Source organism: Pseudomonas sp. 300, assembly GCF_055803035.1.
Map to the genome: position 1 here is coordinate 4,052,610 of NZ_JAVLRV010000002.1, position 13,497 is coordinate 4,066,106.

Annotated in this window: 25 protein-coding genes; all 25 read right to left on the reverse strand. The window is 54.7% G+C overall.

What is annotated here, in order from left to right; genetic code table 11:
• Positions 1–90: 90 nt before the first annotated feature.
• Positions 91–1,545, reverse strand: a complete 1,455-nt coding sequence (locus Q7W83_RS25165; RefSeq protein ID WP_473657555.1) for a catalase — start codon at positions 1,543–1,545, stop codon at positions 91–93.
• A 189-nt stretch (positions 1,546–1,734) separates the two neighbouring features.
• Positions 1,735–2,121 (reverse strand): 50S ribosomal protein L17, encoded by a 387-nt coding sequence (gene rplQ / locus Q7W83_RS25170; protein WP_007896790.1) that lies wholly within the window; start codon positions 2,119–2,121, stop codon positions 1,735–1,737.
• A 42-nt stretch (positions 2,122–2,163) separates the two neighbouring features.
• A complete protein-coding gene (locus Q7W83_RS25175; RefSeq protein ID WP_003186012.1) occupies positions 2,164–3,165 on the reverse strand; it encodes a DNA-directed RNA polymerase subunit alpha in 1,002 nt (333 codons plus the stop codon).
• A 22-nt stretch (positions 3,166–3,187) separates the two neighbouring features.
• Entirely contained in the window at positions 3,188–3,808 is a 621-nt protein-coding gene (gene rpsD / locus Q7W83_RS25180) for a 30S ribosomal protein S4 (protein WP_003210056.1), read from the reverse strand.
• 18 nt (positions 3,809–3,826) lie between these two features.
• Complete coding sequence (gene rpsK / locus Q7W83_RS25185; RefSeq protein ID WP_002555466.1) at positions 3,827–4,216, reverse strand: 30S ribosomal protein S11; 390 nt, start codon at positions 4,214–4,216, stop codon at positions 3,827–3,829.
• A 30-nt stretch (positions 4,217–4,246) separates the two neighbouring features.
• Positions 4,247–4,603, reverse strand: coding sequence for a 30S ribosomal protein S13 (gene rpsM, locus Q7W83_RS25190; RefSeq protein ID WP_003186020.1), 357 nt, complete (start codon positions 4,601–4,603; stop codon positions 4,247–4,249).
• A gap of 130 nt (positions 4,604–4,733) precedes the next feature.
• Positions 4,734–4,850, reverse strand: a complete 117-nt coding sequence (rpmJ, locus tag Q7W83_RS25195) for a 50S ribosomal protein L36 (RefSeq protein WP_002555468.1) — start codon at positions 4,848–4,850, stop codon at positions 4,734–4,736.
• A 27-nt stretch (positions 4,851–4,877) separates the two neighbouring features.
• Complete coding sequence (secY, locus tag Q7W83_RS25200) at positions 4,878–6,206, reverse strand: preprotein translocase subunit SecY (protein ID WP_008073883.1); 1,329 nt, start codon at positions 6,204–6,206, stop codon at positions 4,878–4,880.
• Positions 6,207–6,644, reverse strand: coding sequence for a 50S ribosomal protein L15 (gene rplO / locus Q7W83_RS25205; RefSeq protein WP_007896782.1), 438 nt, complete (start codon positions 6,642–6,644; stop codon positions 6,207–6,209). It abuts the gene before it with no gap.
• 3 nt (positions 6,645–6,647) lie between these two features.
• A complete protein-coding gene (gene rpmD, locus Q7W83_RS25210; RefSeq protein ID WP_003186033.1) occupies positions 6,648–6,824 on the reverse strand; it encodes a 50S ribosomal protein L30 in 177 nt (58 codons plus the stop codon).
• Positions 6,825–6,826: 2 nt separating this feature from the next.
• Entirely contained in the window at positions 6,827–7,327 is a 501-nt protein-coding gene (gene rpsE, locus Q7W83_RS25215) for a 30S ribosomal protein S5 (protein ID WP_007943782.1), read from the reverse strand.
• A 3-nt stretch (positions 7,328–7,330) separates the two neighbouring features.
• The gene (rplR, locus tag Q7W83_RS25220; protein WP_003186037.1) at positions 7,331–7,681 is read right to left on the reverse strand and encodes a 50S ribosomal protein L18; all 351 of its coding nucleotides are present in this window, start codon (positions 7,679–7,681) and stop codon (positions 7,331–7,333) included.
• A 10-nt stretch (positions 7,682–7,691) separates the two neighbouring features.
• A complete protein-coding gene (gene rplF, locus Q7W83_RS25225) occupies positions 7,692–8,225 on the reverse strand; it encodes a 50S ribosomal protein L6 (protein ID WP_007896774.1) in 534 nt (177 codons plus the stop codon).
• Positions 8,226–8,237: 12 nt separating this feature from the next.
• Complete coding sequence (gene rpsH, locus Q7W83_RS25230; protein WP_003186040.1) at positions 8,238–8,630, reverse strand: 30S ribosomal protein S8; 393 nt, start codon at positions 8,628–8,630, stop codon at positions 8,238–8,240.
• Positions 8,631–8,839: 209 nt separating this feature from the next.
• Positions 8,840–9,145, reverse strand: coding sequence for a 30S ribosomal protein S14 (gene rpsN, locus Q7W83_RS25235; protein ID WP_003176414.1), 306 nt, complete (start codon positions 9,143–9,145; stop codon positions 8,840–8,842).
• Between the two features lie 13 nt (positions 9,146–9,158).
• The gene (gene rplE / locus Q7W83_RS25240; protein WP_003176415.1) at positions 9,159–9,698 is read right to left on the reverse strand and encodes a 50S ribosomal protein L5; all 540 of its coding nucleotides are present in this window, start codon (positions 9,696–9,698) and stop codon (positions 9,159–9,161) included.
• Positions 9,699–9,718: 20 nt separating this feature from the next.
• Complete coding sequence (gene rplX, locus Q7W83_RS25245; protein ID WP_003176416.1) at positions 9,719–10,033, reverse strand: 50S ribosomal protein L24; 315 nt, start codon at positions 10,031–10,033, stop codon at positions 9,719–9,721.
• Between the two features lie 11 nt (positions 10,034–10,044).
• On the reverse strand, positions 10,045–10,413 hold the full coding sequence (rplN, locus tag Q7W83_RS25250) for a 50S ribosomal protein L14 (protein ID WP_002555479.1): 369 nt from the start codon (positions 10,411–10,413) through the stop codon (positions 10,045–10,047).
• Positions 10,414–10,436: 23 nt separating this feature from the next.
• Positions 10,437–10,703 carry a 30S ribosomal protein S17 gene (gene rpsQ, locus Q7W83_RS25255; RefSeq protein ID WP_003176419.1) on the reverse strand — a complete coding sequence of 89 codons (267 nt, stop codon included), beginning with the start codon at positions 10,701–10,703 and terminating at the stop codon, positions 10,437–10,439.
• A gap of 2 nt (positions 10,704–10,705) precedes the next feature.
• On the reverse strand, positions 10,706–10,897 hold the full coding sequence (gene rpmC / locus Q7W83_RS25260; RefSeq protein WP_008030901.1) for a 50S ribosomal protein L29: 192 nt from the start codon (positions 10,895–10,897) through the stop codon (positions 10,706–10,708).
• The gene (gene rplP, locus Q7W83_RS25265) at positions 10,897–11,310 is read right to left on the reverse strand and encodes a 50S ribosomal protein L16 (protein WP_007896757.1); all 414 of its coding nucleotides are present in this window, start codon (positions 11,308–11,310) and stop codon (positions 10,897–10,899) included. Before rplP ends, rpmC begins: the two co-directional genes overlap by 1 nt.
• A gap of 12 nt (positions 11,311–11,322) precedes the next feature.
• Entirely contained in the window at positions 11,323–12,009 is a 687-nt protein-coding gene (gene rpsC / locus Q7W83_RS25270; protein WP_003176422.1) for a 30S ribosomal protein S3, read from the reverse strand.
• 13 nt (positions 12,010–12,022) lie between these two features.
• Positions 12,023–12,355 carry a 50S ribosomal protein L22 gene (gene rplV / locus Q7W83_RS25275; protein ID WP_003103908.1) on the reverse strand — a complete coding sequence of 111 codons (333 nt, stop codon included), beginning with the start codon at positions 12,353–12,355 and terminating at the stop codon, positions 12,023–12,025.
• An 11-nt stretch (positions 12,356–12,366) separates the two neighbouring features.
• On the reverse strand, positions 12,367–12,642 hold the full coding sequence (gene rpsS / locus Q7W83_RS25280; RefSeq protein WP_002555486.1) for a 30S ribosomal protein S19: 276 nt from the start codon (positions 12,640–12,642) through the stop codon (positions 12,367–12,369).
• Positions 12,643–12,658: 16 nt separating this feature from the next.
• Positions 12,659–13,483: a 50S ribosomal protein L2 gene (rplB, locus tag Q7W83_RS25285; RefSeq protein ID WP_003210080.1), complete on the reverse strand. Its 825-nt coding sequence runs from the start codon at positions 13,481–13,483 to the stop codon at positions 12,659–12,661.
• Positions 13,484–13,497: the final 14 nt, after the last annotated feature.

Here is a 13,497-nt window from a genome sequence, read left to right on the forward strand (position 1 = left end):
TTGGTTTGCGCGATAAAAGCGAAGATATTCTGAGAAAAGTAGTTTAAATAGCGCAAAAACCGCCCAAATGAGGGCGGTTCTGCTTCTCGTTTAGACTTCGTTAAGCTGTACGTTGAGTGCCCTTGCGATTGCTTCTCCATACGCCGGGTCGGCCTTGAAGAAGTGCTGCAATTGGCGATCAACCACATCAGTGGAGACGCCAGCCATCGCTCCGGCGATGTTGTTGACCAACAGCGCCTTCTGCTCATCATTCATGAGCCGGAACAGCGCACCGGCATGGCTGTAGTAGTCGGTGTCTTCGCGATGGTCGTAACGATCGGCCGCACCACTCAATGCCAGAGCCGGCTCAGCGTAGCGAGGTGCCTGTTTCGGCGACTCGACGTAGCTGTTCGGCTCGTAGTTCGGCGCAGCACCGCCATTGCTTCCAAACGCCATGGAACCATCACGCTGGTAGCTATTGACCGGGCTGCGAGGCGCATTCACCGGCAACTGCTGGTGGTTCGTGCCTACACGGTAACGGTGCGCATCTGCGTAAGCGAACACGCGACCTTGCAGCATGCGGTCTGGCGACAGGCCAACACCCGGCACCATATTGCTCGGACCGAACGCCGCCTGCTCGACTTCGGCGAAGTAGTTCAGCGGATTGCGGTTGAGTTCCAATTCGCCCACTTCGATCAGTGGAAACTCTTTCTGCGACCAGGTCTTGGTCACGTCGAAAGGATTCTCGTAATGCGCAGCAGCCTGGGCCTCGGTCATGATCTGAATGCATACGCGCCATTTCGGGAAATCACCGCGCTCAATGGCACCGAACAAGTCGCGTTGTGCGTAATCCGGATCCGTACCGGCCAGGCGTGCAGCCTCTGCCGGCGCCAGGTTCTTGATTCCTTGCTGGGTCTTGTAGTGCCACTTCACCCAGTGACGCTCGCCGCTGGCGTTGATCAGGCTGTAAGTGTGGCTGCCGAAGCCGTGCATGTGACGGTAGCCGTCAGGGATGCCACGGTCCGAAAACAGGATGGTGACCTGGTGCAGCGCCTCGGGCGAGTGCGACCAGAAGTCCCACATCATCTGCGCGCTTTTCAGGTTGCTCTGCGGCAGGCGTTTTTGCGTGTGGATAAAGTCCGGAAATTTGAGCGGATCGCGAATGAAGAACACCGGTGTGTTGTTACCAACGATGTCCCAGTTGCCTTCTTCCGTATAGAACTTCAGGGCGAAGCCACGTGGATCGCGCTCGGTGTCTGCCGAACCGCGCTCACCACCCACAGTGGAAAAACGCAGGAAGGTTGGCGTTTGCTTACCGACAGATTCAAACAGCTTGGCGCTGGTGTACTCGGTAATGTCACGCGTGACGGTGAACGTACCGTAAGCACCCGAACCTTTGGCGTGTACGCGGCGCTCCGGAATGTTTTCACGGTTGAAGTGGGCAAGTTTCTCGATCAGGTGGAAGTCGTCGAGCAGCAATGGGCCGCGAGGACCGGCAGAGCGGGAATTCTGGTTGTCGGCGACAGGAGCGCCACTGGCGGTTGTAAGTGTTTTATTTTGGCTCATGCGATCTCTTCCTCTGTCAGTCTTGAACTGCCGGCTTATCGGCTGAGAGGGAGTATTGATCAGGAACGTTACACCTACAAATTCATTAACTTGTAAGTGTCGATAGAAAATTACTAACAACGGCTTCGCTTTTCGAACGCCCACAAAAAACCGGGCGCTAGGCCCGGTTCTTCGTTTCAGACTGACGTCTTACTCAGCGGATACAGCTTCACCGCCGACAGGACGATCAACCAACTCGACGTACGCCATAGGCGCGTTGTCGCCAGTGCGGAAGCCGCACTTGAGGATGCGCAGGTAGCCACCCTCACGGGTAGCGTAACGCTTGCCCAGGTCGTTGAAGAGCTTACCAACGATAGCTTTCGAACGAGTACGGTCGAAGGCCAGGCGGCGGTTAGCCAGGCTGTCTGTCTTGGCCAAAGTGATCAGCGGCTCAGCAACGCGACGCAGTTCTTTAGCTTTTGGCAGTGTAGTTTTGATCAGCTCGTGCTCGAACAGCGACACCGCCATGTTTTGAAACATGGCCTTGCGGTGCGAGCTGGTGCGGCTCAGGTGACGACCACTTTTACGATGACGCATGGTTCATTCCTTACCAAACACAACGTTCGGTGATTACGACGATCAGGCAGTCGCCTTGTCGTCCTTCTTAAGACTTGCAGGCGGCCAGTTGTCGAGGCGCATGCCGAGGGACAGACCGCGGGAGGCCAGAACGTCCTTGATTTCAGTCAAGGATTTCTTGCCAAGGTTCGGAGTCTTCAACAGCTCTACTTCGGTACGCTGAATCAGGTCACCGATGTAGTAGATGTTTTCCGCCTTAAGGCAGTTAGCCGAACGTACAGTCAGTTCCAGATCGTCAACCGGGCGAAGCAGGATCGGATCGATCTCGTCTTCCTGCTCGACAACCACTGGCTCACTGTCACCTTTGAGGTCGACGAACGCAGCCAACTGCTGTTGCAGAATGGTTGCAGCGCGACGGATAGCCTCTTCAGGATCCAGGGTACCGTTGGTTTCCAGATCAATAACCAGCTTGTCCAGGTTAGTACGCTGCTCGACACGGGCGTTTTCCACCACGTATGCGATACGGCGAACCGGGCTGAACGAAGAGTCAAGCTGCAAGCGACCGATGCTGCGGCTTTCGTCTTCATCGCTCTGACGCGAGTCTGCCGGTTCATAACCACGACCACGAGCTACGGTGAGCTTCATGTTCAGGGCGCCGTTAGACGCCAGGTTAGCGATTACGTGATCGGGGTTAACGATCTCGACATCATGATCCAGCTGAATATCGGCAGCGGTAACCACCCCCGAACCCTTCTTCGACAAGGTCAGCGTAACTTCGTCACGACCGTGCAGCTTGATAGCCAGACCTTTAAGGTTCAACAGGATTTCAATTACGTCTTCCTGTACGCCTTCGATGGCGCTGTACTCATGGAGTACACCGTCAATCTCGGCCTCGACTACTGCACAGCCGGGCATTGAGGACAACAGGATGCGGCGCAGCGCGTTGCCCAGGGTGTGGCCGAAACCACGCTCGAGAGGCTCGAGAGTGATCTTGGCGCGGGTTGGACTGACAACCTGCACATCAATATGGCGGGGTGTCAGGAACTCATTTACCGAAATCTGCATGGATGCACCTATTTTCTAGCCCTTACTTGGAGTAGAGCTCGACAATCAGGCTTTCGTTGATGTCGGCGGACAGATCACTGCGAGCTGGAACGTTCTTGAAAACGCCCGACTTCTTCTCAGTGTCTACTTCTACCCATTCTACGCGGCCACGTTGGGCACACAGATCGAGAGCTTGGACAATGCGAAGTTGGTTCTTTGCTTTCTCGCGAATCGCGACCACGTCACCAGCACGAACCTGGTAAGACGGTACGTTTACGGTCTGACCGTTAACGCTGACGGATTTGTGCGATACCAGCTGACGGGATTCGGCACGAGTAGAGCCAAAACCCATACGGTATACAACGTTGTCCAGACGGCATTCGAGCAGTTGCAGCAGGTTTTCACCGGTTGCACCTTTCTTGCCAGCAGCTTCTTTGTAGTAGCCGCTGAATTGACGCTCGAGAACGCCGTAGATACGACGGACCTTCTGCTTTTCGCGCAGTTGGGTGCCGTAATCGGACTGGCGACCGCGGCGTTGGCCGTGGATACCAGGTGCTGCTTCAATGTTGCACTTCGATTCGATCGCGCGCACGCCGCTCTTCAGAAAGAGATCGGTGCCTTCGCGACGAGCGAGTTTGCATTTTGGACCAATGTAACGAGCCATTCTTTACAATCTCCTGGATTACACGCGGCGCTTCTTCGGCGGACGGCACCCGTTGTGCGGGATTGGCGTCACGTCGGTGATGCTGGCGATCTTGTAGCCACAGCCGTTCAAAGCGCGGACTGCAGATTCACGACCTGGGCCTGGACCTTTGACGTTAACGTCGAGGTTTTTCAGGCCGTATTCCAGCGCAGCTTGACCAGCACGTTCAGCAGCTACTTGAGCAGCAAACGGGGTGGACTTGCGGGAACCGCGGAAACCCGAACCACCGGAGGTAGCCCAGGAAAGAGCGTTGCCTTGACGGTCGGTGATGGTCACGATTGTGTTGTTAAAAGATGCATGGATGTGGGCGATGCCATCAACCACTGTCTTTTTAACTTTTTTACGAGGACGAGCAGCAGGTTTAGCCATGATTAATTTCCTGTCGATTCGCTGGGGCGATTACTTGCGGATCGGCTTACGCGGACCTTTACGGGTACGCGCGTTAGTCTTGGTACGCTGACCGCGTACTGGAAGACCACGACGATGACGCAGACCGCGATAGCAACCGAGGTCCATCAAACGCTTGATTTTCATGTTGATTTCGCGACGCAGGTCACCTTCAGTGGTGAACTTCGCCACTTCGCCACGCAGCTGTTCAATCTGCTCGTCGCTCAGATCCTTGATCTTTGCGGCTGGGTTTACCCCAGTCACTGCACAGATCTTCTGTGCAGTAGTGCGACCAACACCATAGATGTAGGTCAGCGAGATAACAGTATGCTTGTTATCTGGAATGTTAACGCCTGCAATACGGGCCATTCAGTGGGACTCCAATTGACAGCTACCTACGCCCCGGAAGCCAAGAAATAGGGCGCGAGATAATATCGCTGTAATAACAAATAATCAACCCGGTAGCGCACTAGCTACCGGGCTTGAAGCACAATCACACTCAGCCTTGGCGCTGTTTGTGACGCGGTTCCGCGCTGCAAATTACTCGAACAACACCTTCGCGGCGAATAATCTTGCAGTTACGGCACAGCTTTTTCACCGATGCACGAACTTTCATCACCAACTCCTCGAACCTTATGGGTACTCAGCGCAACATGCCGCTGCCGTAACCCTTCAGGTTGGCTTTCTTCATCAGGGATTCGTACTGGTGCGAAACGAGGTGCGATTGTACTTGGGACATGAAGTCCATCACAACCACGACGACGATCAGCAACGAGGTCCCGCCAAGGTAGAACGGAACGTTTGCCGCAACCACCAGGAACTGGGGCAGCAGGCACACGGCCGTCATATATAGAGCACCGAACAGGGTCAAACGAGTCAGAACGCCGTCAATGTAGCGCGCCGACTGCTCACCTGGACGGATGCCCGGAATAAAGGCACCGGACTTCTTCAGGTTTTCCGCTACGTCTTTCGGATTGAACATCAACGCCGTATAGAAGAAGCAGAAGAAAATAATCCCTGCACTAAACAGCAGAATATTCAACGGCTGACCAGGAGCGATCGACTGCGAGATGTCCTGCAACCAGCCCATACCTTCAGACTGACCGAACCAGGTACCCAACGAAGCCGGAAACAGCAAAATGCTGCTCGCGAAAATAGCCGGAATAACACCGGCCATGTTCACCTTCAGCGGCAAGTGGCTAGTCTGCGCAGCAAACACCTTACGGCCCTGCTGACGCTTGGCGTAGTGAACAGCAATACGACGCTGGCCACGCTCAATGAACACCACAAAACCGATAATCGCTACTGCCAGCAAACCGATGGCAACCAGGGCGAAGATGTTGATATCACCCTGACGTGCAGACTCGAAAGACTGCCCGATCGCTCTCGGAAGACCGGCGACGATACCTGCGAAAATCAACATCGAGATACCGTTGCCAACACCACGCTCAGTAATCTGCTCACCCAGCCACATCATGAACATCGCACCAGCCACAAAAGTGGATACCGCGACGAAATGGAAGCCAAAGTCACCAGTGAACGATACGCCCTGCCCTGCCAGACCAATGGACATGCCAATAGCCTGAACGAGAGCGAGGACGACAGTGCCGTAGCGGGTGTACTGGGCAATCTTGCGACGCCCAGCTTCACCTTCCTTCTTCAACTGCTCCAGCTGCGGGCTGACGGCTGTCATCAGTTGCATGATGATCGATGCCGAAATGTACGGCATGATCCCCAATGCAAAGATGCTCATCCGCTCCAGCGCGCCGCCGGAAAACATGTTGAACAAGCTAAGAATGGTCCCCTCATTCTGTCGAAACAGGTCCGCGAGTCGGTCCGGGTTGATACCTGGAACCGGGATGTGTGCGCCTATTCGGTAGACGATAATCGCCAGGAACAGAAAACGCAGACGAGCCCAGAGTTCAGACATACCGCCTTTGCCGAGCGCAGAGAGAGCACCTTGCTTAGCCATTTATTCCTCGAACTTGCCGCCAGCTGCTTCGATAGCCGCACGCGCACCTTTGGTGGCGCCGATTCCCTTTCCGATGGTAACAGCGCGAGTCACTTCGCCGGACAGCATGATTTTCACACGCTGTACGTTGACGTTGATCACGTTGGCATCTTTCAGGGACTGCACGGTGACGATGTCGCCTTCCACTTTAGCCAGCTCGGACAAACGCACTTCTGCGCGATCCATGGCTTTCAGGGAAACGAAACCGAACTTCGGCAGGCGACGATGCAGCGGCTGTTGACCGCCTTCAAAGCCTGGAGCAATGGTGCCACCGGAGCGGGAGGACTGACCTTTGTGGCCACGGCCACCGGTCTTGCCCAAACCACTACCGATACCACGGCCCGGACGATGCTTTTCGCGACGGGAACCCGGCGCTGGACTCAGATCATTGAGTTTCATCGATTAACCCTCGACACGCAGCATGTAGTAAGCCTTGTTGATCATCCCGCGATTCTCGGGAGTATCAAGTACTTCTACAGTGTGACCGATGCGACGCAGACCCAGACCCTTAACGCACAGTTTGTGGTTAGGGATGCGGCCGGTCATGCTTTTGATCAGCGTAACTTTAACGGTAGCCATGATCAGAAGATCTCCTTGACGCTTTTGCCACGCTTGGCGGCAATGGATTCAGGAGACTGCATAGCTTTCAAACCTTTGAAAGTGGCGTGAACCACGTTTACCGGGTTAGTCGAGCCGTAGCACTTGGCCAGAACGTTCTGAACGCCAGCAACTTCGAGGACAGCACGCATAGCGCCGCCAGCGATGATACCGGTACCTTCAGAAGCAGGCTGCATGTACACCTTCGAAGCGCCGTGACCGGACTTCATTGCGTACTGCAGAGTGGTGCCGTTCAGATCAACTTGGATCATGTTGCGACGAGCAGCTTCCATTGCCTTCTGGATCGCAGCAGGCACTTCACGTGACTTGCCACGGCCGAAGCCAACACGCCCTTTACCATCACCAACCACGGTCAACGCGGTGAAAGTGAAGATACGGCCGCCTTTTACGGTTTTGGCTACGCGGTTAACTTGAACCAGCTTCTCAATGTAGCCTTCGTCGCGCTTTTGGTCGTTATTTGACATAACTTAGAACTCCAGCCCAGCTTCACGAGCAGCATCAGCCAGCGCCTTGACGCGGCCGTGGTACTTGAAGCCAGAGCGGTCGAAAGCCACCTGCGAGACGCCAGCGGCTTTAGCACGCGTAGCGACCAGCTGGCCAACCTTAGTGGCCGCGTCGATGTTGCCAGTGGCGCCATCACGCAGTTCTTTATCCAAAGTCGAGGCAGATGCCAGGACTTTGTTGCCGTCGGCCGAAATGACCTGGGCGTAGATGTGCTGCGACGAGCGGAACACGCAGAGACGCACGACTTCGAGTTCGTGCATTTTCAGGCGTGCTTTGCGAGCGCGACGCAGTCGAGTAACTTTTTTGTCGGTCATTTGCTATGCCCTACTTCTTCTTGGCTTCTTTACGACGGACGACTTCGTCCGCGTAGCGCACACCTTTGCCTTTGTACGGCTCTGGTGGACGGAAGTCGCGGATCTCGGCGGCCACTTGACCTACCAGCTGCTTATCGATACCCCGAATCAGGATGTCGGTTTGGCTAGGAGTCTCAGCGGTGATGCCTTCCGGCAGTTCATAATCCACTGGGTGCGAGAAGCCAAGAGCCAGGTTCAGCACTGTGCCTTTTGCTTGCGCTTTGTAACCAACACCGACCAGCTGGAGCTTACGCTCGAAGCCTTGGCTTACGCCTTGGACCATGTTGTTTACCAACGCACGAGTGGTACCAGCCATTGCGCGAGTTTGTTGATCGCCATTGCGAGCAGCGAAACGCAGCTCACCAGCCTCTTCAACGATCTCAACGGACGAATGGATGTTCAGTTCGAGAGTACCCTTGGCACCCTTCACCGAAAGCTGTTGGCCTGCGAATTTGACTTCGACACCGGCTGGCAGCTTAACGGGGTTCTTAGCGACGCGTGACATGCTTATCCCCCCTTAGAACACAGTGCAAAGAACTTCGCCGCCGACACCGGCAGCGCGCGCAGCACGATCCGTCATCACACCTTTGTTGGTGGAGACGATAGACACACCGAGACCGCCACGAACTTTTGGCAGATCATCGACGGACTTGTACTGACGCAGGCCTGGACGGCTAACGCGCTTCACTTCCTCGATGACCGGACGGCCTTCGAAGTACTTCAGCTCGATGGACAGCAGTGGTTTGATTTCGCTGCTGATCTGATAACCCGCAATGTAACCTTCGTCCTTCAGGACTTTGGCAACAGCTACCTTCAAAGTAGAAGATGGCATGCTTACGACGGACTTTTCAGCCATCTGGGCATTACGGATTCGAGTTAGCATGTCCGCTAACGGGTCCTGCATACTCATGGGCTAGACGCTCCTAATACAAAAAAATTAGCCTTGCGGCTACTACTTGTCGCCGAGCACATCCATGCGATAAAAGCACGGGCTCAGGCGAGCCGGGTATTCTAGACACACCCCACAAATGAATCAAGCCCCAAAAGGGGCTTGATTCAAGTTCAAGGTCACCGGTGGTCAGGATCTTGCGACCCCGAACACCGAGACTTTGACAGTGCTTACCAGCTGGCTTTAACCAGACCAGGTACGTCACCACGCATTGCAGCTTCACGCAGTTTGTTACGGCCGAGGCCGAACTTGCGGTAAACGCCGTGTGGACGACCGGTCAGGCGGCAGCGGTTACGCATGCGCGAAGCGCTTGCGTCACGTGGCTGCTTCTGCAGAGCTACTGTAGCTTCCCAACGCGCTTCTGGACTTGCGTTCAGATCAACGATGATAGCTTTCAGTGCTGCACGCTTTTTGGCGTACTTGGCAACCGTGAGCTGACGCTTCAGCTCGCGGTTTTTCATGCTCATCTTGGCCATTTTCCTACTCCAATCAGTTGCGGAACGGGAATTTGAAAGCACGCAACAGGGCGCGACCTTCATCATCGTTCTTGGCAGTGGTGGTCAGGGTAATGTCCAGACCGCGGAGAGCATCGATCTTGTCGTAGTCGATTTCCGGGAAGATGATCTGCTCTTTAACGCCCATGCTGTAGTTACCACGACCATCGAAGGACTTGGCATTCAGGCCGCGGAAGTCGCGAACCCGAGGCAGGGAGATCGACAGCAGACGATCCAGGAATTCATACATACGCTCACGGCGCAGGGTCACTTTGACGCCGATCGGCCAACCTTCACGGACTTTAAAGCCAGCGATGGATTTCCGAGCGTAGGTCACAACGACTTTCTGGCCGGTGATCTTTTCCAGGTCAGCAACAGCGTGTTCGATGACTTTTTTGTCACCGACCGCTTCGCCCAGACCCATGTTCAGGGTGATTTTGGTAACGCGTGGAACTTCCATCACGTTCGAAAGCTTAAGTTCTTCCTTAAGCTTCGGTGCGATTTCCTTCCAGTAAATCTCTTTTAGTCGTGCCATGGTCTTCTACCTAGCAGTGTTCAAGCATCAACCGCTTTTTGGGTCGACTTGAAGACACGAATTTTCTTGCCGTCTTCTACTTTGAAACCAACGCGGTCAGCCTTGTTGGTTTCGCCGTTGAAAATGGCGACGTTAGAAGCGTCCAGTGGAGCTTCTTTTTCGACGATACCGCCTTGTACGCCCGACATCGGGTTAGGCTTGGTATGACGCTTAACCAGGTTCAGACCGCCAATAACCAGACGGTTGTTAGCGAGAACCTTAAGCACCTTACCGCGCTTACCTTTGTCTTTGCCGGCGATCACGATGATCTCGTCGTCACGACGAATCTTTTGCATGTCGGATCTCCTTACAGCACTTCTGGGGCGAGCGAGACGATCTTCATGAACTTCTCAGTACGAAGTTCACGGGTCACTGGCCCAAAGATACGGGTGCCGATCGGCTCTTGCTTGTTGTTCAGAAGAACAGCAGCGTTGCCATCAAAGCGGATAATGGAGCCATCAGCACGACGTACGCCGTGACGAGTGCGGACTACAACAGCAGTCATCACTTGGCCTTTTTTCACTTTACCGCGAGGAATTGCTTCCTTCACGGTAACTTTGATGATGTCACCGATACCAGCGTAACGACGATGGGAGCCACCCAGCACCTTGATGCACATAACGCGGCGAGCGCCGCTGTTATCGGCCACATCGAGCATGGATTGAGTCTGAATCATATAATTTCTCCGACCCCTAGTCCTTAGACTTCCACAGCGCGTTCGAGAACATCAACCAGCGCCCAAGACTTGGTCTTGGCCAACGGACGAGTTTCACGAATAGTGACTTTGTCGCCGATGTGGCACTGATTGGTTTCGTCGTGCGCGTGCAGCTTAGTCGAACGCTTAACGTATTTACCGTAGATCGGGTGCTTTACGCGACGCTCGATCAGAACGGTGATGGTCTTGTCCATTTTGTCGCTGACAACACGGCCAGTCAGCGTACGGACGGTTTTTTCGGCTTCAGCCATGATTACTTACCTGCCTGCTGTTTGAGCACAGTCTTCACGCGAGCGATGTCACGCTTAACTTGCCGGAGCAGGTGAGACTGCCCCAACTGGCCAGTTGCTTTCTGCATGCGCAGATTGAACTGGTCGCGCAGCAGGCCGAGCAGTTGCTCGTTAAGCTGCGGCGCGTCTTTTTCACGAAGTTCGTTCGCTTTCATCACATCACCGTCCGTTTAACAAAAGCGGTGGCGAGCGGCAGCTTTGCAGCAGCCAGGGCAAAAGCCTCACGCGCCAGCTCTTCAGAAACGCCCTCGATTTCATACAGGACTTTGCCTGGCTGAATCTGGGCAACCCAGTACTCCACACTACCCTTACCTTTACCCATCCGAACTTCGAGGGGCTTTTTGGAAATAGGCTTGTCCGGGAATACACGGATCCAGATCTTGCCGCCACGTTTAACGTGACGGGTCAGAGCACGACGCGCTGACTCGATCTGACGAGCGGTGAGACGACCACGAGCTACAGACTTCAGCGCGAACTCGCCGAAGCTGACTTTGCTACCGCGCTGAGCCAGACCACGGTTGTGGCCTGTCATCTGCTTGCGGAACTTCGTACGCTTTGGTTGCAACATTTGGCGTACCCCTTACTTAGCAGCTTTTTTACGAGGCGCTGGTGCTTGTGGTTTCAGTTCTTCTTGGCGACCACCAATTACTTCGCCTTTGAAGATCCAAACCTTTACACCGATCACACCGTAAGTGGTGTGAGCTTCGTAGTTGGCATAGTCGATGTCGGCACGCAGGGTGTGCAGTGGCACACGACCTTCGCGATACCATTCAGTACGTGCGATTTCAGCACCGCCGAGACGACCGCTCACTTGGATTTTGATGCCTTTGGCACCAATGCGCATGGCGTTCTGTACAGCGCGCTTCATAGCGCGACGGAACATTACACGACGCTCCAGCTGCTGAGCTACGCTCTGCGCAACCAACATACCGTCGAGCTCCGGCTTGCGGATTTCTTCGATATTGATGTGCACAGGCACACCCATTTGTTTGGTCAGGTCCTGACGCAGTTTCTCAACATCTTCACCTTTCTTCCCGATAACGATACCTGGACGAGCGGTGTGGATGGTGATACGTGCAGTTTGGGCCGGACGATGGATATCGATACGGCTTACGGACGCGCTTTTTAGTTTGTCTTGGAGATACTCACGCACCTTCAGATCAGCGAACAAATAGTCCGCATAAGTCCGACCGTCTGCGTACCAGACGGAGGTGTGCTCCTTGACGATTCCCAGGCGAATGCCAATGGGATGTACTTTCTGACCCATCTCTTCGACTCCGTTACTTGTCAGCAACCTTGACAGTGATATGGCAAGACCGCTTGACGATGCGATCAGCACGGCCTTTGGCACGTGGCATGATTCGCTTCAGCGAACGCCCTTCGTTGACGAAAACGGTGCTGACCTTAAGGTCATCAACGTCTGCGCCTTCGTTATGCTCGGCGTTGGCTACGGCCGACTCCAGCACTTTCTTCATGATCTCGGCGGCTTTCTTACTGCTGAAAGCCAACAAGTTGAGCGCTTCGCCCACCTTCTTCCCGCGGATCTGGTCGGCGACCAAGCGGGCTTTCTGGGCGGAGATTCGAGCGCCCGACAACTTAGCGGCTACTTCCATTTCCTAACCCCTTAACGCTTGGCTTTCTTGTCAGCCACGTGCCCACGATATGTGCGGGTACCGGCGAACTCGCCCAGTTTGTGGCCGACCATGTCTTCGTTCACGAGAACTGGCACATGTTGACGACCGTTGTGTACTGCGATGGTCAGACCGACCATTTGTGGCAGGATCATCGAACGGCGCGACCAGGTTTTAACTGGTTTGCGATCGTTCTTTTCCGCCGCCACTTCGATCTTCTTCAGTAGGTGAAGATCGATAAAAGGACCTTTTTTCAGAGAACGTGGCACTGTCGTATCCCTCTATTTACTTGCGACGACGGACGATCATTTTGTCGGTACGCTTATTACCACGAGTCTTCGCGCCCTTAGTCGGGAAGCCCCATGGCGATACCGGATGACGACCACCAGAGGTACGACCTTCACCACCACCATGTGGGTGGTCAACCGGGTTCATGGCAACACCACGAACGGTTGGGCGAACGCCACGCCAGCGTTTGGCACCAGCTTTACCCAGCGAACGCAGGCTGTGCTCGGAGTTCGAGACTTCACCCAGGGTCGCGCGGCATTCAGCCAGCACTTTACGCATCTCACCAGAACGCAGACGCAGGGTCACGTAGACACCTTCACGAGCGATCAGCTGAGCCGAAGCACCAGCGGAACGAGCGATTTGCGCGCCTTTACCTGGCTTCAATTCGATGCCGTGTACGGTGCTACCAACTGGAATGTTACGCAGTTGCAGAGCGTTGCCCGGCTTGATCGGCGCCAAAGCACCTGCGATCAGCTGGTCGCCAGCGCTAACGCCTTTAGGGGCGATGATGTAGCGACGCTCGCCATCTGCGTACAGCAGCAGAGCGATGTGAGCAGTACGGTTTGGATCGTATTCGATACGCTCGACAGTGGCAGCGATGCCATCTTTGTCGTTGCGACGGAAATCGACCAGACGATAATGCTGCTTATGGCCACCACCGATATGACGAGTGGTAATACGACCATTGTTGTTACGACCACCAGTCTTCGATTTTTTCTCGAGCAGCGGTGCGTGAGGAGCGCCTTTATGCAGCTCCTGGTTGACCACCTTGACCACAAAACGGCGGCCAGGGGAAGTCGGTTTGCATTTAACGATTGCCATGATGCACCCCTTCC